Origin of the sequence: Bradyrhizobium sp. S3.2.6, assembly GCF_040546885.1 — a bacterium.
GTDB classification, from domain to species: domain Bacteria; phylum Pseudomonadota; class Alphaproteobacteria; order Rhizobiales; family Xanthobacteraceae; genus Bradyrhizobium; species Bradyrhizobium cytisi.
The window spans coordinates 15,563-33,236 of record NZ_JBEPOS010000004.1 but is presented as its reverse complement, the minus strand read 5'-3'; the positions used below and the strand labels follow the sequence as shown (position 1 = coordinate 33,236).

Here is a 17,674-nt window from a genome sequence, read left to right as displayed (position 1 = left end):
GCCCCAAAAATGAGCAGATGGAGGAGCTTGCATGTGAATGCACGTTCGCAATAACGCTCCGCAATAATCGCGTCCTGCAAAATTCGCGCGGTGTGGATGAATCGTCTGATTCGACATTCTGAAATGCCGAGAAAGCCACTACTTTCACATAGTGGTGGTGTGCGCTATTTTCGGATGCTAGGGTCAACCACTAATTGCTTTCATTCGTCCGTCGCCGACGAAGCGTTTTTCTGGAGGGGGCATTGAACAAAGTCGCGCTCAGTATTCTTGGCCTTGCGGCACTCGTCGCGACGCCAGTGTTTGCGGCTGACATGGCCGTCAAGGCGCCCGTGGTCGCCGCACCGCCGGTGCTCGGCTGGACCGGCTTTTATATCGGCGGCAACATCGGTGGCGTCACCAATTCGAATTCGGGAACGTCGAATTTTACGGATTCGCTCCCCAACCTCGCATTCCCGGCTGCCAATCGGATCAACGCGACCGGTTTCACCGGTGGCGTTCAAGCAGGCTACAATTGGCAATTCGCTCCGCGCTGGCTTGTCGGCATCGAAGCCGATGGCGATTTCACCAATGCCAAATACGGCTTCTGCCGTGGGACCATTGTGCCGGGTGTCTGCGGCGATACCGGCTTCGGCACCGATTCGCTGAGCAGCAAGACCGCCTGGCTTTCGACGGTGCGCGGCCGGTTCGGCACCATCGCCATGGACAGATTTCTTGTCTATGTCACCGGCGGCGCCGCTTGGGGACGCATTGATACAACGGCAACACAGAGCTGTCTTGTTGGCGGCTGCGGCGTGTCGCCCTTAGCGACCGCGGGAACGTCGAGCAGTTCGGTGACGCGGTCCGGTTGGGTGGCTGGCCTTGGCGGCGAATGGAATATCGACGGCAATTGGTTTGCGCGCGCCGAATGGCTCCATATCGATCTCGGCAACGTCACCAGTTCGGTATCGACGGCCGGATTTGCCGGCAGCACCCAGAGCTTCAGCTGGTCGCGCGGCGAGCGGTTCGACCAGTTTCGCATCGGTCTTGATTATCGGTTCTGGCACGGCTGATGCTCGCGAATTTCGCGATGACCGGCATCTTCTGGATGCCGCAACGTTGCGCGCCTAATCACCCGCGCAACACGGACGACAGGCTTCGAAAGCCTGCTCGATAATGGCGAGCTTCACCGCTTGCGCGGCGTGATATTCGCGCCAGAATTCGGCCGATACCCATAACGCGGATTTGCCGCGGACGCCGGACCAGCCAAGACTGCTCATCGTCTCGGCGGCGGCGATTTTGCGGGCGAGCTGGCTTCGCGACAGATTGAGCCCCCGCGCCAACCACGAAACCGACGTCACATCGGTCGGAATGCGTGAGAGAGCAATCGAATCCTGCTGACACCCGACGATCAGACGATCCATCACGACGCCGCCATCGTCGATCCAGGCAAACAGCGAGAAGGTTCCGTTCGGCTCCCGAACCGCGCGCGATGCCAGCAGGCCATCGGCGATGAGCGGCAGAATCGCGCCGAGCAGAGCCGGCCGCTCACGCAGTTCGACCGATCTGTTGCCGCCATCGAGCCCGTCCAGCGACGTCAGATGCGCCGCCAGCCAATGCGACAACGCTGCAAGCGCTATTGGCGACGGCTCGATCGGCCGATAGCGCCGGCCTTCGCTCCCCGCGACATGGCGCACGGTGCCGTATTTCAGCATCTCGTTGATGAGGGCTGTCGCTGTGTTGCGGCTTGCGAGTGCATGGGCCACGATCGAATCGACCAGTCGTGCGGGCAGAATTCCGGAATCGATCTGCTGTGCCTGGTTGCGAAAATAAGCCGCCAGCATCGCCTGAGTCATCAGCCAGCGCTGCTGGGTCGCGAACGGCGACGTAGTTCGTGGGCTCGCGTCGTGTATCGCCAGCATCGCCTGAGCCTTGCCGCGAACGCAGCTCTCCAACGCCGGATGCGACAGGATATCGTCGGCCGTCATCACCATCGGTGTCGGGACAACCCGGCGGACGGTCCGAAACCGTCAATCGCAAAAGATCTCAAGCCTCCCTCCCCTGGCTCACGGATCGCCAACGGCGCGTGACAGCCTTCTCAAACGCATTCCTAAAAAACGAGCAGCGCGGCGGCTCCGATCCGAAACCTGAACCTATCGATTGCCACCCCGTGGGCGCGGCATTGCGCCCGCTCATGCATCTCATGGAGTCGTGCCGACGTCTGCAAAATTTTTCTGAAGTCAGGCTGAGAGAGACAATCCCAGGAGCCGCAGGGAGCTACTGGCCCTCGTTAAGGGTCTGGATTAACGGGAGAAAAAAGCAGGCAGCGCATGCTCCTCCTTGAAGGCTAATGACACGATCTGAAACCTGACGAAACGTGAGGTCCGGATTCCGAGGCGATCGGGCTCCGGCGTCGGCCACCTCCGAAAAGGTTGCCAGCTAATGCCCTTCGCTTCCTTCAGGCCTTCGGACATGAAGCAGTACTCAATGGTCTCGCCCGAACTCAGGATGACCGCGGCGCCATCACGCGTAAGACAGGCGTTGCGAATTGCGGTGGCAGTCAGCGAGGTCTCACACGCCTTTCTGAGTGCTTCGATACACGTCAGGCCCGGGTCGTGACGGTTCATTTCCTTCCGGAAGGCCAACTCCGGCATGAGCAGCGCAGCAGCAAAGTAAATGGCTGTGCAGATTGCCACCGAGAAGAGCCGGGGCAATACCACCGTCACGGTGCCCCTCCATCCGGAGTTCGCCGAGAGTCTCAGGGCTGCCCGTGCGGCAAACATCATTGGCACCGAGGTATTCACCGGCAAGCTCGTCCGCGGGCGGGTTCTCCCGACGAACAAGAAGGCATGGGCGGCCAAACTGAAGAAATACGCGGTCCTGGCCGCCGTGAACGAACCGAAAAAGAGCTGCCATGGCGTCCGCAAGGCTAGAGCCGAAGTGGCTGCCTATGCAGACTGCACCGAAAGCCAGATGATGGCGATGTTCGGCTGGGCCGACCCAAAAATGCCCGCGCACTACATCGCTCAGGCCAATCGACAGCGGCTTGGAATCAGCGCGATGGAGAAGATCGTCACGTTCGATCAGAGCCAGTCACTCGAAGACTGGCTGGCAGCGCCTCGGGCGAACGGCACGCGAACGCCTAGCGAGAACGGAGTCGTAGCATTTCCGGGCAGCACCCAGAAAAAAGCCTAATGATTTCAATGTGAAATGTGGGTTTATGGTGCGCTCGGAGGGACTCGAACCCCCACGATTTTACTCACTGCCACCTCAAGGCAGCGCGTCTACCAATTCCGCCACGAGCGCTTTGGGGATGCCGGCTTAGGGCTTGAGGCCCGCCGGATCAACGGCGCCGATCTAACAAATCCATCAGTGGGGTACAAGCCTGCAAAGGCCCCGAATTCCACAAGCTTGGCAGGAAAGTTCCTGCCCTGCCCCCTGATCGGCCTTATCTCGTCCCTTGCGTCCGCGGCAGCATCTGCTTGACCTCGACCGCGATCCGGTTGCGGTCGACCAGCACCACCCCGGAGGCCACCGGCAGATTGTTGGCGAGAACCTTGACCTCGTCGGCCTCGGTTGCGTCCAGCTCGATGATGGCGCCGCGGGAAAGACGTAATACTTGATGGATCGGCATGGTGGTCGTCCCGAGGACGACCATGAGATCCACGGTGACTTTGTCGAGAGTAGGCACTGTCAGCACCACCGCAACTGGAGACTTACGCCAAAGGACTTGGCATTTGCGCCTGTGATCATCACCACGTTATGGTTAGCCAATGGTTAATTCGCCTCAAAACCCTCGCCAAGAGCTCGATTTGACGTCGTTTTCCGCCGCCGGCGGTGAGCCCGTCGAATGGCGAATCTCGGACGCGCCCGTGCCCTATCCGGAGGCCGTGGCCGCCATGGAGGCCCGCGTTGCCGCCATCGCGGCGGGCGAGGCGCCGGAGCTGGTCTGGCTGCTCGAACACCCCCCGCTTTACACCTCCGGGACCTCGGGCAAGGACTCCGACCTGCTCGATCCCCGATTCCCGACCTTTGCCACCGGCCGCGGCGGCCAGCTCACCTATCACGGCCCGGGCCAGCGGGTGGCCTACGTCATGCTCGACCTCAAGCGCCGACGGCCGGACGTTCGGGCCTATGTCGCAAGCCTTGAGGAGCTGATCCTGAAGACGCTCGCGGCCTTCAACGTCCGCGGCGAGCGGCGCGAAGATCGGGTCGGCGTTTGGGTGAAGCGGTCCGACAAGGGGCCGGAGCACGAGGACAAGATCGCGGCGATCGGCGTGCGGTTGAAGCGTTGGGTCTCGTTCCACGGCATCGCCATCAATGTCGAGCCGGAGCTTGCGCATTTCGCCGGCATCGTCCCCTGCGGCGTCGCCGATCCTCGTTATGGCGTGACCTCGCTGGTCGATCTCGGCCAGTTGGTGACCCTGGCCGATGTCGACGTCGCGCTTCGGCAGGCTTTTGAAGAGCTGTTCGGGCCGACACGCGCGCTGCTGCCGGAAGCAGCCGCCTGACGTTTTCCTGTTGGCGGCGCGCCACGCGCGCGTTCTCCGCGGCCACGGAATCGGTTACGCTTGTATCAGGTGCCGCCCGCGCCTCCCCCCTCCGCCGGGAAAGCAGAATTCATGTCGGGCGACTAAACCGTCGGACCGACTGTTCGAGCGCCAGGCATAAGGAGGGATTGCGCTTCTGCTCGCAATGGGAGGTTTTAACCATGAAGTTGTCTGCACCGATCTATCATCTGAAGCGACAAGCGAAGCGCCTGTCCCGCGAGGAAGGCATCCCGCTGCACGCAGCCCTCGACCGCATCGCCGCGACGGAAGGGTTTTCCGCCTGGAGCATGCTCGCAGCGAAAGCTGCCGCCGCGACGCCGGCCAACAGGCTGTTCCCGCAATTTAAGCCCGGCGACCTCGTGCTGGTCGGGGCACGCCCCGGTCAGGGCAAGACATTGATGAGCCTCGAACTCGCCGTCGAGGCCATGAAGTCCGGCAGTCGTGCGGCATTCTTCTCACTCGAATACACTGAGAAGGACGTGCTGGACCGCTTGCGTGCGATTGGTGTCGAGCCGGTGGAGTTCGACAAACTCTTCGAGGTCGATTGCTCCGACGCCATCAGCGCCGACTACATCGTCAAGCAAATGGCCGCGGTCCCCCGCGGCACGGTCGTTGTGATCGACTATCTGCAACTGCTCGACCAAAGGCGGGAAAACCCCGATCTGACGGTTCAGGTGCGCGCGCTAAAATCCTTTGCGCGCGACAAGGGACTGATCGTCGTCTTCATCTCGCAGATAGACCGGTCCTATGACCCCTCCGTCAAGCCCTGCCCCGATCTCAGCGATGTCAGGCTCCCAAATCCGCTGGACCTGACACTGTTCGACAAGATGTGTTTCATGAACAATTCCGAGGTTCAGTTCCGCGCGGCGAGCTGACGACAAAAGCCGCGGGTGAGATGACTCACCCGCGGCTTGCGGCCTCACGCCGCAGCCAACGACACTTCGAGCTTGCCGGCAATGTAGCGCCGCTCCTGGGTCAGGCCGCCAAAGCCGTAGGCGTCGCCCTTGACCTCGTCGACATGCAGATAGGTTTCGGGATGCAGCGGGCCCAAAATCCCGGCCATGCGCTTGAACATCGCGGCGAGATAAGCCGCCTTCTCGTCCTTGGTGTTGGTGCCCTCGCTGACGTGGATGTCGATCCAGTAGCTGGCAAGCTTCTGCTCGGCGAGCGACCTGCCGCCGGCGAACCAGTCACCCGCATCGACCGACTTCACGATGATGGCGGTGACCTTGGGATCCTTGTGCAGGATCTCAGCGGTGAGCTCGGAGACGGCGTCGGCTATGTCGGCCTTCAGCGACGGCGACTGGCGGGACGAGGTGTAGGACACGGTGATCAGGGGCATTGTCGTTCTCCTCAAGATATCGCGCTGCTTGCGCGGTGTTGGCGAGAAGCTAGACCTTCCCCTGTCATTTTGGTATCTTATCTATATTGATACCAGTGATAAGCATTCAAAATGACAGCCCCACTCGACATCGCCACCGTCCAGGCCTTCCTGCTGGTCGCCGACCTCCAGAGTTTTACGCGTGCTGCTGAAGCACTCGGCACGACGCAGGCAGCGGTAAGTCTCAAGCTGCAGCGGCTTGAGGCCCTGCTCGACAAACGCCTCGTCGAGCGTTCGCCGCGGGCGGTCCGGCTCACCGCCGACGGCGCCAGCTTCCTTGACCGCGCCCGGGCACTGATCGCGGCGCATGACCGCGCGCTATCCGGCGAGGCACCGGCCGCGCAATCGCTCTCGCTCGGCATCTCCGATCACGCCGCAGGCCCCGAGCTGGTGCCGTTGCTCGAACGGCTGCATGCGATGTCGTCAAACCTCACCCTCGCCGTCACCATCGGCTTCTCGCGCGAGATGCAGGATGCCTATGACGCGGGCGAGCTCGATGCTGTGATCGTCCGCCAGGAGGGCAGCCGCCGCGGCGGCGAGAAGCTGACCGAGGACGAGTTCGGCTGGTTCGCATCACGGCGCCTCATCCTGCCGAAAGGCGAGCCGCTGCCGCTTGCGACGCTCGCCCCGCCCTGCGGCGTCCGCGCCGTCGCCGTGCGCGCGCTCGACAGGGCCGGCCTCGCCTGGCGCGAGCGTTTTGTCGGCGGCGGCGTCACCGCGGTGGTCGCGGCTGCGCTTGCCGGGCTTGCAATCGCGCCGCTGGCACGGCGGATCGCGCCTCCCGGCCTGATCGACATCGGACCGGCGCACAAGCTGCCGAAGCTCGGCAGCTCGAAGGTGATGCTCCATTCGAAGGTCAGCGATCCCGGAAAGCTTGCGGCGCTGCGTGCGATGGCGGCGACATTTCGAAGTGTGGCCACCACCTGACATCTTTGCCGGACTGCGGACATCGCGATCACGTGGTGCCCGTCCTGCATACCGACCGCAGTTTTTGCCTAAAAACGTCCCAGAAAGCGGGAACCAACCGCCCTCTTGAGCGTTTCTCCCGGTCGAGGCGGGGTCCAGGAATGGTAAAAGAGTCCAGTCAACAGAGAGGCTTGTTCGAAAGCGAGCGGAGTTTTCGGCTGTTGGTGGACGGAGTCGCGGACTATGCGCTCTACATGCTGGATCCAACCGGCGTCATCACCAGCTGGAACATCGGCGGCGAGCGGATCAAGGGCTATTCGCCCGAGGAGATCCTCGGCCAGCATTTCTCGCGCTTCTATACCGAGGCCGACCGCGCCAACGGCAAGCCCGCGCGGGCCCTCGGCATCGCGCGGGACCAAGGCCGCTACGAGGAGGAAGGCTGGCGCGTCCGCAAGGACGGCACTTTCTTCTGGGCCAGCGTCATCATCGATCCAATCCACGAGGACGGCGCCCTCGTCGGCTTTGCAAAGATCACCCGCGACATCACCGAGCGGCGCAATGCCCAGATCAAGCTCGAGGCGATGCAGGCGCAGCTCGCGGAGTCGCAGAAGTTCGATGCGCTCGGCCAGCTTACCGGCGGCATCGCGCACGACTTCAACAATCTGCTGATGATCATCAGCGGCAGCCTTCACGTCCTGAAGAAGGCCGACCTCGACGATTCCAAGTTCCAGCGTGCGATCTCGGCGATCGACACCGCCACCAAGCGCGGCGCCGCGCTGACGGGACAGCTCCTGACCTTCGCGCGGCGGCAGAGCGTCAATCCGCAGGCGATCCATTTCGGCGACCGCATCGAGGCGATCCGCGAAGTGCTTCACGCCGGCGTCGGCAGCGCGGTTCGCCTCGCCTTCGACATCGAGCGCGAGGTCTGGCCGATCCACGCCGACGTCTCCGAGTTGGAGACGGGACTGCTCAATCTCGTCATCAACGCCCGCGATGCCATGCCCGACGGCGGTACGGTGACGATCGGCGCGCACAACATCGTCCTGGACGGTCCGCTCCACAGCGGCGAATTCGTTGCCATCACCGTCGCCGATACCGGGCTCGGCATCCCCTCCGACGTCGTCGACAAGATTTTTGAGCCGTTCTTCACGACAAAACCGGTCGGAAAAGGCACCGGCCTCGGCCTGTCGCAGGTGCACGGATTTGCGCATCAGGCCGGCGGCACGGTCAAGGTCGCAAGCGAGCTTGGCAAGGGCACCACCTTCACCATCCTGCTGCCGCGCGAAACCGCGGCCACGCCGAACGAGGCCTTTGAGGTAGCGCCGGTGCGCGGCAGCGGCACGGTGCTGCTGGTCGAAGACAATCCCGATGTCGCCATCGTCAGCATCGGCCTGCTGGAGCAGCTTGGCTATCGCGTGCGCCGGGTTGCGGATGCCGAATCCGCGCTGCGTGAGGTCGAGAATAACGGCGTCGACCTCGTCTTCTCCGACGTCGTCATGCCCGGCAAGATGGACGGGGTCGGCTTGGCCCATCGCCTGCGCCAGATCCGCCCCGACCTGCCGATCCTGCTCGCCAGCGGCTACAGCGACGCCGCCGCTGGCGTGCGCGGCGACTTTCCGATCCTGCGCAAGCCGTACGAGATCCACGAGCTCAGCGACGCGATCTCGAAGCTTCCGAAGTGATGGCCGACTAAACCGTCGGCAGCACCGAGAACGTTTCTCCTGCCCTGCGCAAATCCAGCCCATCCACGCTCGCCGTCTCGCTGGTGACGCTATCCACGCGCGAGGACGGCGGGCCGTGACGACACAGCGCGACCATGTCGGCGACATGCATGGGCGTACCCGCGAACAGTGCTTCCACGCTGCCGTCGCGGCGGTTGCGGACCCAGCCTTCGAGCCCGCAGGTCACCGCCTGGGACTCGACCCAGGCCCGATAGCCGACGCCTTGCACGCGGCCGCGGATCATGACCTGGAGGATCGCCCGGCTCATTTTTTCAGTCCGAGAAGGTCGGCGCTGCGCGCTTTCACTTCGGCTTCGCGCATGACGCGATGGGTCAGCTCCGCTGATGGCAATCCCTTCAGCGCTTTCGGCGCCGTGCCCTCGCGCAATGCCTTCTGGACTTCGTAGACGGCTTGGGTCGCTGCCGCGATCGGCGCGTGGCCCTGAAGCGCGATGCGGACGCGCCGGCTGGCGAGATAGTCGATTGCGTTCAATTCGTCCGGCGCGCCACCGAGCACGATCGGCAGACGCGTTGCGGATACAACGGCCTCGAGCTCAGCGCGCGACTTGATGCCAGTGAAGAACAGTGCATCGACGCCGGTGGCTTCATAAGCCTTGGCGCGGCGGATCGCGTCGTCGATCGAGCTGATCGAGGCCGCACCGGTGCGGCCCATGATGACCAGCGTGGGATCGCTGCGACCGTCGAGCGCGGCCTTCATCTTGCCGACGCCCTCCTCCAGCGAGACCAGCTGCGCCTTCGTCTCGCCAAAGGCGGCCGGCAGCAGCGTGTCCTCGATGGTGAGACCGGCCGCTCCCGCCGCCTCCAGCTCCTGCACCGTGCGGCGCACGTTGAGCGCATTGCCATAGCCGTGATCGGCATCGACCAGCACCGGCAGCGCGGAGGCGCGCGACATCCGCCGCATCTGCTCGGCCAACTCGGTGAGCGTGATCAGGGTGACATCGGGATCGCCGAGCACGGCGAGCGAGGCCACCGAACCGCCGAACATGCCGAGCGGGAAGCCGAGATCCTCGGCAATGCGGATCGAGATCGCGTCATAGACTGAGCCGGGATGGATGCAGGTCCCGCCCGACAGGATCGATCGCAGTTTTTCGCGGCGGGAACGAAAGGCCATGGTGCTGTCTCGGTCAAGTTACGGAGGCCGCATCATACTCCGTCATTGCGAGCGAAGCGAAGCAATCCAGAATCTTTCCGCAGGCACCAGTCTGGATTGCTTCGCTGCGCTCGCAATGACGGGTGCTTATGGGACGATCACCCGTCCCAACTCACACCTTTACGCAAACTCCAGGATCAGCGCGTCCACCGCGAGCGTCGCGCCGGCGCTGGCGTGGATCTTCTTCACGGTGCCGTCCTGCTCGGCGCGAAGCACGTTCTGCATCTTCATGGCCTCGACCACGGCTAGCGTCTCGCCGGCCTTGATCTCCTGGCCTTCGGTCACAGCGATCGAGACGACGAGCCCGGGCATCGGACAGAGCAGCTTCTTGCCGGTGTCGGAGGCCGTCGTCACCGGCATCAGCTTCGCCGAGGCGGCTTCCGTTTCGGTCCAGACATAGACCGGCACCTCGACGCCCTGATGCGCGAGGCGGATGCCGTTGGCGATCGGGCGCGCCTGCACCGCGACGACGTGGCCATCGATGGTGCCCTGCCAGACCGGATCGCCCGGCTTCCATGCGGACTGCAGCAGATGCGCATTGCCGGCCTTGCCCTCGGCGTCGACGAACCGCACCGCGATCGCCTCTCCCTCGCGGGCAACCTCGAGCAAAATCTCCTGGCGGTCGAGCCAGACCGCGCGGCGGCGCTCGCGCTGCACGATGCGGCCGCCCATCTGGCCGGAGATCTGCCGCTTGCGCTCGCCGAGCACGTGATCGATGGCGGCGCCGACCGCGGCGATCCGTCGCGCGACCTCACCTTCGGGCACGCGCACCGCAAAGCCCTTCGGGAATTCCTCGGCGATGAAGCCGGTCGACAGATTGCCCTCACGCCAGCGCGGATGATGCATCAGCGCCGACAGGAACGGGATGTTGTGGCGGATACCCTCGACATAGAACGAATCCAGCGCGGTCGCCTGCGCCTCGATCGCGGCCGCGCGTGACGGCGCGTGCGTGACGAGCTTTGCGATCATCGGATCGTAATGGATCGAGATCTCGCCGCCCTCCTGCACGCCGGTGTCGTTGCGCACGGTGATGCCATCCTTGCTCACTTCCGCCGGCGGGCGATACTTCACCAGCCGCCCGATCGAGGGCAGGAAGTTGCGGAACGGGTCTTCGGCGTAGAGGCGCGTTTCCACGGCCCAGCCGGTGAGCGTGACGTCCTTCTGCGCGAGCGCGAGCTTCTCGCCGGCGGCAACACGGATCATCTGCTCGACGAGGTCGACGCCGGTGACGAGCTCGGTGACGGGATGCTCGACCTGGAGACGCGTGTTCATCTCGAGGAAGTAGAAGCTCTTGTCCTGCCCTGCGACGAACTCGACAGTGCCGGCGGAATCGTAGTTCACGGCCTTGGCCAGCGCGACCGCCTGCTCGCCCATCTTGCGGCGGGTGGCTTCGTCGAGCAGCGGCGACGGCGCCTCCTCGATCACCTTCTGGTTGCGGCGCTGGATCGAGCATTCGCGCTCGCCAAGATGGATGACGTTGCCGTGCTTGTCGCCCAGCACCTGGATCTCGATGTGGCGGGGATCGACGATAAACTTTTCGACGAAGACGCGGTCGTCGCCGAACGAAGCCTTGGCCTCGGCCTTGGCGAGATTGAAACCTTCCGCGACTTCGGCCTTCGAATGCGCGATGCGCATGCCCTTGCCGCCACCGCCGGCGGAGGCCTTGATCATCACGGGATAGCCGATCTCGTCGGCGATCGTGACCGCGTGCTTGCCGTCCTCAATGACGCCGAGATGGCCCGGCACGGTCGAAACCTTGGCTTTCGCGGCCGCCTTCTTGGATTCGATCTTGTCGCCCATCGCGGCGATCGCGCCCGGGTTCGGGCCGATGAAGACGATGCCGGCGGCTTCCAGCGCGCGCGGAAATGCCTCGCGCTCGGACAGGAAGCCGTAACCGGGATGAACGGCTTCGGCGCCGGTCTTGCGGCAGGCCTCCACGATCTTCTCAATCACCAGATAGCTCTCGGCCGCGGCCGGCGGGCCGATCAGCACGGCCTCATCGGCCATCTCGACATGGAGAGCGTCGCGGTCGGCCTCGGAATAGACCGCGACCGTCTGAATTCCCATCTTGCGCGCGGTCTTGATGACCCGGCAGGCGATTTCGCCGCGGTTGGCGATCAGAATGCGTTTGAACATGCTTTTCTTGAGTCTCGACCTGGGGCGGGACCCTTCCCTGGCCGTTTGGGGCCTATAGGACGGGCCGTGTGGCTCCCGTGGTACATCAAAATTGGCGGGAGGCAACGGTCTAAATCCGGCCCCGCTGGCGTACCGGCGCAAGACCGAACGGGCCTCGCGAAGCCCTCGGATGACTTACGGCTTCCCGGCCTTGGCCACGTCCCGGACCAGGCTGTGGATGAAGCCCAGCTTGGCGACCACGGCCGATGACAGGATGAAGGGATAGAGGTCGCGCAGGCCCATGGCGCGGTTCACGCTGTTCATGGCGAAGGTGAAGGGCAGCCATGCGTCGACGATCGCCTCGACGCCTTTCGCCTCGTAAGGGTTGAACCGGATCCGCGTCGACAACTCCCCGTCGCGATCGACCTTGGGGCGCACCTCCATGCCGAACTCGCTAGCCATCTCCAGGGTGTCGACGATGTGGAGGTAATGCGCCCAGGTCTCCGCAAAATCTTCCCAGGGGTGCATCGTCGCATAGGCCGACACGTAACTCTGCTGCCAGTCCGGCGGCGCACGTTCGGCATAGTGACGCTGCAGGGCTTCACCGTAATCGGCGGAATCGTCGCCGAACACGGAGCGGCATTCCTCCAGTTTCCCGCCATCGCGCACCAGTACATCCCAGAAATAGTGCCCGACCTCGTGGCGGAAATGCCCGAGCAGCGTCCGGTACGGCTCGCCCATCTCCAGCCTGCGCCGCTCGCGCTCGATGCCATCGGTCTCAGTCAGCGCGATCGTGATCAGGCCGTTGTCATGGCCGGTCAGGATTCTCTGGCCGCTGTTGGGATCGTCGGCGAGGAAATTGAAGATCAGCCCGTGCTCGGGATTGTCCTGCCGGGTCTGAAGCGGCAGCTTCCAGCGGATCAGCGAATAGAACAACCGGTGCTTCGCCACCTCCAGCTCTCGCCAGCCCGCCAGCTGCGCGGGGTCGGAGAGATCAGGCACGATGCCGTTATGGCGACAGGCGCGGCAATAGCCGGTGGTATCGCTAACATCCGTCAGCCAGTTGCAGGCATCATACTCGGCATTGCGGCACAGCATCCGCCCCTTGCCCCTGTCGGCGAGCGTGGTCCAGGTCCCGCCTCCAGCCTCCTCGTCAGGCTCGATCGCCGACATCGTCTCCTTCTCCGGCAGAAAGGCGACCTTGTGGCCGCAACGTTCGCAGGCGCGGTTCTCGAAATAGAGAACGTTGCCGCAGGCCTGGCAGACAAAGAGCTTCAAGATTTAGCCTCTTCGGATAGGGGAGTTGTAGCGCCTCGCGGACAGGCCTATCGACGGCCCATCGTTCCAATGTTTGGAACAAATAGCCAGACCCCGCGTTCGCTCATACCCGCCACATGCCGTTCGGCGAGGGCGTTTCCTTGTCTATTCCCTTTTGAGCAATGGCTATCACGCTTTGTCTGTGTGAATATCGGCTCGGCACGTGCGCTCCCGCATCACAACGGCCGACGCCTTGAACGATCCTTTGCCCGAGACCATTGCCGCCGAAAGGCTGCGCCAGCACCTCGAAGACATTGCGCGCGAGCGCGATGAAGCCTATCGCGCGCTCCAGGAGCGCGAGGCCGAGCTCGCGCGCATCCAGCGCATCGGCAAGGTCGGCGGGCTCGAGGTCGACTTCCGCGAAGGCTTCAAGAACCGCCGCTCGCCGGAATATCTGATGATCCACGGGCTGCCGCCCGAGGCCGTCGACGAGACCCATGAAGACTGGGTCAGCCGCATCCATCCCGATGACCGCGACGCGACCGTCAATCATTTCTTCGAGGCGCTGTCCGGGACCAGTGAGGACTACACCGCCGAATACCGCATCATCCGCCCGAGCGATGGCGAAACCCGCTGGATCCGCGTCGTCGCCAAGATCGAGCGTGACGGCGACGGCCGCGCGATCCGCCTCGTCGGCGCCCATATCGACGCCACCGACCAGATGCTGGTGCGCGAGACCTTGCGCGAGAGCGAGGAGCGCTTTCGGCTGATCGCCGACAGCGCGCCGGTGCCGATCTGGGTCACAAAGCTCGACCGCACGCGCTCCTTCGCCAACCAGGCCTATGTCGATTTCGTCGGCCTGCCCTACGACCAGGCGATCGCATTCGACTGGCGCAAGGTGCTGCATCCAGACGACCTGCCGCATGTCTTGCAACAATCGGTTCAGGGCGAAGCTTCGCTCAAGCCGTTCGTGCTGGAGGCGCGCTACAAGGACGCCTCCGGCGAATGGCGCTGGCTGCGCTCGGAATCGCAGCCGCGCTGGGATCCAACCGGCAAGCATATCGGCTTCATCGGCGTTGCCCACGACATCACCGTCGCCAAGCGGGCCGAGATCGAGCTGCGGCAACTCAACGAGACCTTGGAAGAGCGCATCGTCGAGCGCACCGCCGAGCTCGAATCCAACGAGGCGCGGCTGCGCGCGATTTTGGGCACCAGCAACCAGTACCAGGGGCTGGTCAACCTTAGGGGTGAATTGCTCTACGCCAACAAGACCGCGCTCGACGGCATCACGGCGAACTCGTCGGACGTGATCGGAAAGCCGTTCTGGGATACGCCCTGGTTCAGCGCGACCGAGGGCATGAGCACCGCCGTGCGCGAGGCCTTCGATACCGTGCTGAAAGGCGAAGCGGTGCGGATGGAGATGCGGTTGCGCCTTCCCATCGGCGAGCGCGATTTCGAGTTCGGCATGCGCCCGGTGCTCGACCGCCACGGCAACATCACCGGCGCGGTGCCAGAGGCCGTCGACATTACCGAGCGCCGCCGCGGCGAGGAGGCGCTGCGGCAGTCGCAAAAAATGGAGGCGATCGGCCAGCTCACCGGCGGCGTCGCGCACGACTTCAACAACCTCCTCACCATCATCCGCTCTGCGACCGACTTCCTGCGCCGGCGCGAGCTGCCGGAGGAGCGCCGCCGCCGCTATGTCGATGCGATCTCCGAGACCGTCGAGCGCGCTTCAAAACTGACCGCGCAGCTCCTGGCGTTCGCGCGGCGGCAACCGCTGAAACCGCAGATCTTCAATGTCGGCAGCCAGGTCGAGGGCGTGGCGCAGCTGGTCCGGCCGCTGGTCGGCGGCCGCATCGAGATCGCGGTCGAGATCGACGATGCCGACTGTTTTACCGTCGCCGACATCGCGCAGTTCGAGACTGCGCTGATCAACCTCGCCATCAACGCCCGCGACGCCATGGACGGCGAAGGCCGCCTCACCATCGCCGTCCGCAAAGTCCAGGGCATTCCGAGCCTGCGCACGCAATCGGCGCGCGGAGGAGATTACGTCGCAATCTCGGTGGCCGATACCGGCAGCGGCATCGCGCCCGGAAACATCGACGCCATCTTCGAGCCGTTCTTCACCACCAAGGAGGTCGGCAAAGGCACCGGCCTTGGCCTCAGCCAGGCGTTCGGCTTCGCAAAGCAGTCCGAGGGCGACGTCGCGGTGACGAGCACGCCTGGTAAGGGCGCGACCTTCACGATCTACCTGCCACAGGCGGAGAGCCCGGCCGCCGGGAAGGAATCCGCATCGCTCACCAGCGAGAGCGCGACCACCGGGCGCGGCTACCGCGTGCTCGTGGTAGAGGACAATGACGATGTCGGCCAGTTCTCGACCGAACTCTTGGAAGACCTCGGCTACGTCACCCGCCGCGTCGCCAACGCCAATGCCGCGCTCGTTATCCTCGGTGAGAACGAGTTCGCGGTCGATCTGGTGTTCTCCGACGTCATCATGCCCGGCATGAACGGCGTCGAGCTCGCCGGCATCATCCGCGAGCGCTATCCGGGCCTGCCCGTCGTGCTGACCAGCGGCTACAGCAACGTGCTCGCCGAAAACGCCCATCGCGGATTTGAATTGATCCAGAAGCCATATTCGGTGGAGTCGCTGTCGCGCATCTTGCGCAAGGCGATCACGGAGAAGCTGTCGGTGGCGCGGTGAGAGTTTTGGCCGTGGAAAGTTGCCCCACATTCCGTCATTGCGAGCGCAGCGAAGCAATCCAGAGTCCCTCCGCGGAAAGATTCTGGATTGTTTCGCTTCGCTCGCAATGGCGGCGCTAGGGCGCCGTCATGCACCAACGGATCCTGATGATATGAAATCCACCCTCTTCTCCGCCTGGCAGACCTGGGCGCTGCTCTCTGCCTGCTTCGCCGCACTGACTGCGATCTTCGCCAAGGTTGGCGTCGAGAACATCAATCCGGACCTCGCCACCTTCATCCGCACCATCGTGGTGCTCCTGGCCTTCTCGGTGCTGCTGTTCTTCACCGGCCAATTCGCCGTGCCCTCGGCGGTCTCGTCGAAAACATGGCTATTCCTGGTGATGTCTGGGCTTGCGACCGGCGCGTCCTGGCTGTGTTACTTCCGCGCGTTGAAACTCGGGCCCGCAACACTGGTGGCGCCGATCGACAAGCTCAGCGTCGTACTGGTTGCCCTGTTCGCCTTTGCCTTTCTCGGCGAGCGTCCGACCGCGCAAGGCTGGGTCGGCATCGCCATGATCGGCGCAGGCGCGGTGCTGCTGGCGGTGAAGCTTTGAGCCTGCGGATACGATAGTCGGGCGCAACCGGGAGACTGCAATTGCCGAACGTGCCGTCTGACGCCATCTGGGCCTGGAGCATCATCGTCGTCGCGACCGCGGGCGTCATCATCCGCCCTTTTCGACTGCCCGAAGCGATCTGGGCCGTGCTCGGCGCCGGCGCCCTGGTCCTGCTCGGCTTCCTGCCGTGGCAGGATGCGCTCACCGGCATCGAGAAGGGCGTCGACGTCTACCTCTTCCTGATCGGCATGATGCTGATCGCAGAGCTCGCCCGGCTTGAAGGCCTGTTCGATTATCTGGCCGCGTTCGCGGTTGAACACGCGCGCGGCTCGCCGCAGCGGCTGTTCCTGCTGATCTATCTCGTCGGCACATTCGTCACGGTGCTGCTCTCGAACGACGCCACCGCGATCGTGCTGACGCCGGCCGTCTACGCCGCGACGCGCGCGGCCGGCGCCAAGCCCCTGCCTTATCTGTTCGTCTGCGCCTTCATCGCCAATGCCGCGAGCTTCGTGCTGCCAATCTCCAATCCGGCCAACCTCGTGGTCTTCGGCAAGCACATGCCGAATCTTGGGGCGTGGCTGCGCCAGTTCGCCCTGCCCTCGCTTGCTTCGATCGGTCTCACCTATGTCGCACTGCGCCTTGTGCTGCATCGCGAGCTCAAGGACGAAACGATTGAAACGCAGGTCCCTCGCCCGAAGCTCGGCCGCGGCGGCCGATTGACCGCCTACGGCATCGGCGCCATCGGCATCGTGTTGATCTGGGCCTCTGCACTCGATCTGCAATTGGGTCTGCCGACTTTCCTCTGCGGGAGTACGACGGCGGCCGCCGTGCTGCTCATCAACCGCCAGTCGCCTCTCCCCGTGCTGAAGGGGGTTTCCTGGAGCGTGCTGCCGCTGGTCGGCGGGCTCTTTGTGATGGTGGAAGCGCTGGTGAAGACCGGTGTGATCGGTCAGCTCAGTGCACTGCTGCACGAAGCGGTGGCGCAATCGGTGCCGAAGGCCGCCTGGAGCGTCGGCGTTGCAACGGCAATCGCCACCAACATCGCCAACAATCTGCCGGTCGGCCTCGTCGCGGGCTCGGTCGCGGCCAGCGATCACCTGCCGGCGCCCGTCGTCAGCGCCATCCTGATCGGCGTCGATCTCGGGCCCAATCTGTCGGTGACGGGATCGCTCGCGACCATCCTCTGGCTGGTCGCGCTGCGGCGGGAGAAGATCGAGGTCGGCGCCTGGCGCTTCCTCAAGCTCGGCATGCTGGTAACGCCGCCGGCCCTGATCGCGGCCTTGGCCGCCGCGATCAGGTAGCTCG

General features: G+C 64.0%; 17 protein-coding genes and 1 tRNA gene. 9 read left to right on the top strand and 9 right to left on the bottom strand.

Features of this window, described 5'->3' with window-relative positions:
* Positions 1 to 242: 242 nt before the first annotated feature.
* Positions 243 to 1,049, top strand: coding sequence for an outer membrane protein (locus ABID58_RS10540; protein WP_354032589.1), 807 nt, complete (start codon positions 243 to 245; stop codon positions 1,047 to 1,049).
* Positions 1,050 to 1,103: 54 nt separating this feature from the next.
* On the opposite strand, the gene ABID58_RS10535 is transcribed toward ABID58_RS10540, so the two are convergent.
* Positions 1,104 to 1,964, bottom strand: coding sequence for a hypothetical protein (locus tag ABID58_RS10535; protein WP_354032588.1), 861 nt, complete (start codon positions 1,962 to 1,964; stop codon positions 1,104 to 1,106).
* A gap of 315 nt (positions 1,965 to 2,279) precedes the next feature.
* Entirely contained in the window at positions 2,280 to 2,603 is a 324-nt protein-coding gene (locus tag ABID58_RS10530; RefSeq protein WP_354032587.1) for a hypothetical protein, read from the bottom strand.
* A 49-nt stretch (positions 2,604 to 2,652) separates the two neighbouring features.
* Between ABID58_RS10530 and ABID58_RS10525 the strand changes: the two genes are divergently transcribed.
* On the top strand, positions 2,653 to 3,171 hold the full coding sequence (locus ABID58_RS10525) for a hypothetical protein (RefSeq protein ID WP_354032586.1): 519 nt from the start codon (positions 2,653 to 2,655) through the stop codon (positions 3,169 to 3,171).
* A gap of 26 nt (positions 3,172 to 3,197) precedes the next feature.
* Here ABID58_RS10525 and ABID58_RS10520 read toward each other — a convergent pair.
* Both ABID58_RS10520 and ABID58_RS10515 read right to left on the bottom strand, forming a co-directional pair.
* A tRNA-Leu gene (locus tag ABID58_RS10520) sits at positions 3,198 to 3,282 on the bottom strand.
* 142 nt (positions 3,283 to 3,424) lie between these two features.
* Positions 3,425 to 3,667 carry a FliM/FliN family flagellar motor switch protein gene (locus tag ABID58_RS10515; RefSeq protein WP_008141759.1) on the bottom strand — a complete coding sequence of 81 codons (243 nt, stop codon included), beginning with the start codon at positions 3,665 to 3,667 and terminating at the stop codon, positions 3,425 to 3,427.
* Positions 3,668 to 3,749: 82 nt separating this feature from the next.
* Between ABID58_RS10515 and lipB the strand changes: the two genes are divergently transcribed.
* Both lipB and ABID58_RS10505 read left to right on the top strand, forming a co-directional pair.
* A complete protein-coding gene (gene lipB, locus ABID58_RS10510; RefSeq protein ID WP_354032585.1) occupies positions 3,750 to 4,487 on the top strand; it encodes a lipoyl(octanoyl) transferase LipB in 738 nt (245 codons plus the stop codon).
* Positions 4,488 to 4,687: 200 nt separating this feature from the next.
* Entirely contained in the window at positions 4,688 to 5,401 is a 714-nt protein-coding gene (locus tag ABID58_RS10505; protein ID WP_354032798.1) for a DNA helicase, read from the top strand.
* 44 nt (positions 5,402 to 5,445) lie between these two features.
* Here the strand turns inward: ABID58_RS10505 and ABID58_RS10500 are convergent, their stop codons facing one another.
* Positions 5,446 to 5,868, bottom strand: coding sequence for a tautomerase family protein (locus ABID58_RS10500; RefSeq protein WP_148750424.1), 423 nt, complete (start codon positions 5,866 to 5,868; stop codon positions 5,446 to 5,448).
* Between the two features lie 111 nt (positions 5,869 to 5,979).
* Between ABID58_RS10500 and ABID58_RS10495 the strand changes: the two genes are divergently transcribed.
* Together ABID58_RS10495 and ABID58_RS10490 are read left to right on the top strand one after the other, a co-directional pair.
* Positions 5,980 to 6,834: a LysR family transcriptional regulator gene (locus ABID58_RS10495; RefSeq protein WP_354032584.1), complete on the top strand. Its 855-nt coding sequence runs from the start codon at positions 5,980 to 5,982 to the stop codon at positions 6,832 to 6,834.
* 140 nt (positions 6,835 to 6,974) lie between these two features.
* Entirely contained in the window at positions 6,975 to 8,495 is a 1,521-nt protein-coding gene (locus ABID58_RS10490) for a PAS domain-containing hybrid sensor histidine kinase/response regulator family protein (RefSeq protein ID WP_354032583.1), read from the top strand.
* A gap of 7 nt (positions 8,496 to 8,502) precedes the next feature.
* Here ABID58_RS10490 and ABID58_RS10485 read toward each other — a convergent pair whose 3' ends face one another.
* From ABID58_RS10485 to ABID58_RS10470, 4 genes are all read right to left on the bottom strand, one after another.
* A complete protein-coding gene (locus ABID58_RS10485) occupies positions 8,503 to 8,802 on the bottom strand; it encodes an acylphosphatase (protein WP_354032582.1) in 300 nt (99 codons plus the stop codon).
* Entirely contained in the window at positions 8,799 to 9,665 is an 867-nt protein-coding gene (locus ABID58_RS10480) for an isocitrate lyase/PEP mutase family protein (protein ID WP_354032581.1), read from the bottom strand. The genes ABID58_RS10485 and ABID58_RS10480 overlap by 4 nt, the downstream gene beginning before the upstream one ends.
* A 159-nt stretch (positions 9,666 to 9,824) precedes the next feature.
* Positions 9,825 to 11,840, bottom strand: coding sequence for an acetyl-CoA carboxylase biotin carboxylase subunit (locus ABID58_RS10475; RefSeq protein ID WP_354032580.1), 2,016 nt, complete (start codon positions 11,838 to 11,840; stop codon positions 9,825 to 9,827).
* A 174-nt stretch (positions 11,841 to 12,014) separates the two neighbouring features.
* Complete coding sequence (locus ABID58_RS10470; RefSeq protein ID WP_354032579.1) at positions 12,015 to 13,097, bottom strand: zinc-binding metallopeptidase family protein; 1,083 nt, start codon at positions 13,095 to 13,097, stop codon at positions 12,015 to 12,017.
* A 202-nt stretch (positions 13,098 to 13,299) separates the two neighbouring features.
* Between ABID58_RS10470 and ABID58_RS10465 the strand changes: the two genes are divergently transcribed.
* The 3 genes from ABID58_RS10465 (at position 13,300) to ABID58_RS10455 (ending at position 17,670) form a co-directional block, all read left to right on the top strand.
* The gene (locus tag ABID58_RS10465) at positions 13,300 to 15,777 is read left to right on the top strand and encodes a PAS domain-containing hybrid sensor histidine kinase/response regulator (protein ID WP_354032578.1); all 2,478 of its coding nucleotides are present in this window, start codon (positions 13,300 to 13,302) and stop codon (positions 15,775 to 15,777) included.
* Positions 15,778 to 15,928: 151 nt separating this feature from the next.
* Positions 15,929 to 16,369, top strand: coding sequence for an EamA family transporter (locus ABID58_RS10460; protein WP_148750416.1), 441 nt, complete (start codon positions 15,929 to 15,931; stop codon positions 16,367 to 16,369).
* 50 nt (positions 16,370 to 16,419) lie between these two features.
* Positions 16,420 to 17,670, top strand: coding sequence for an arsenic transporter (locus ABID58_RS10455; RefSeq protein WP_354032797.1), 1,251 nt, complete (start codon positions 16,420 to 16,422; stop codon positions 17,668 to 17,670).
* The last annotated feature ends 4 nt before the right edge of the window (positions 17,671 to 17,674 follow it).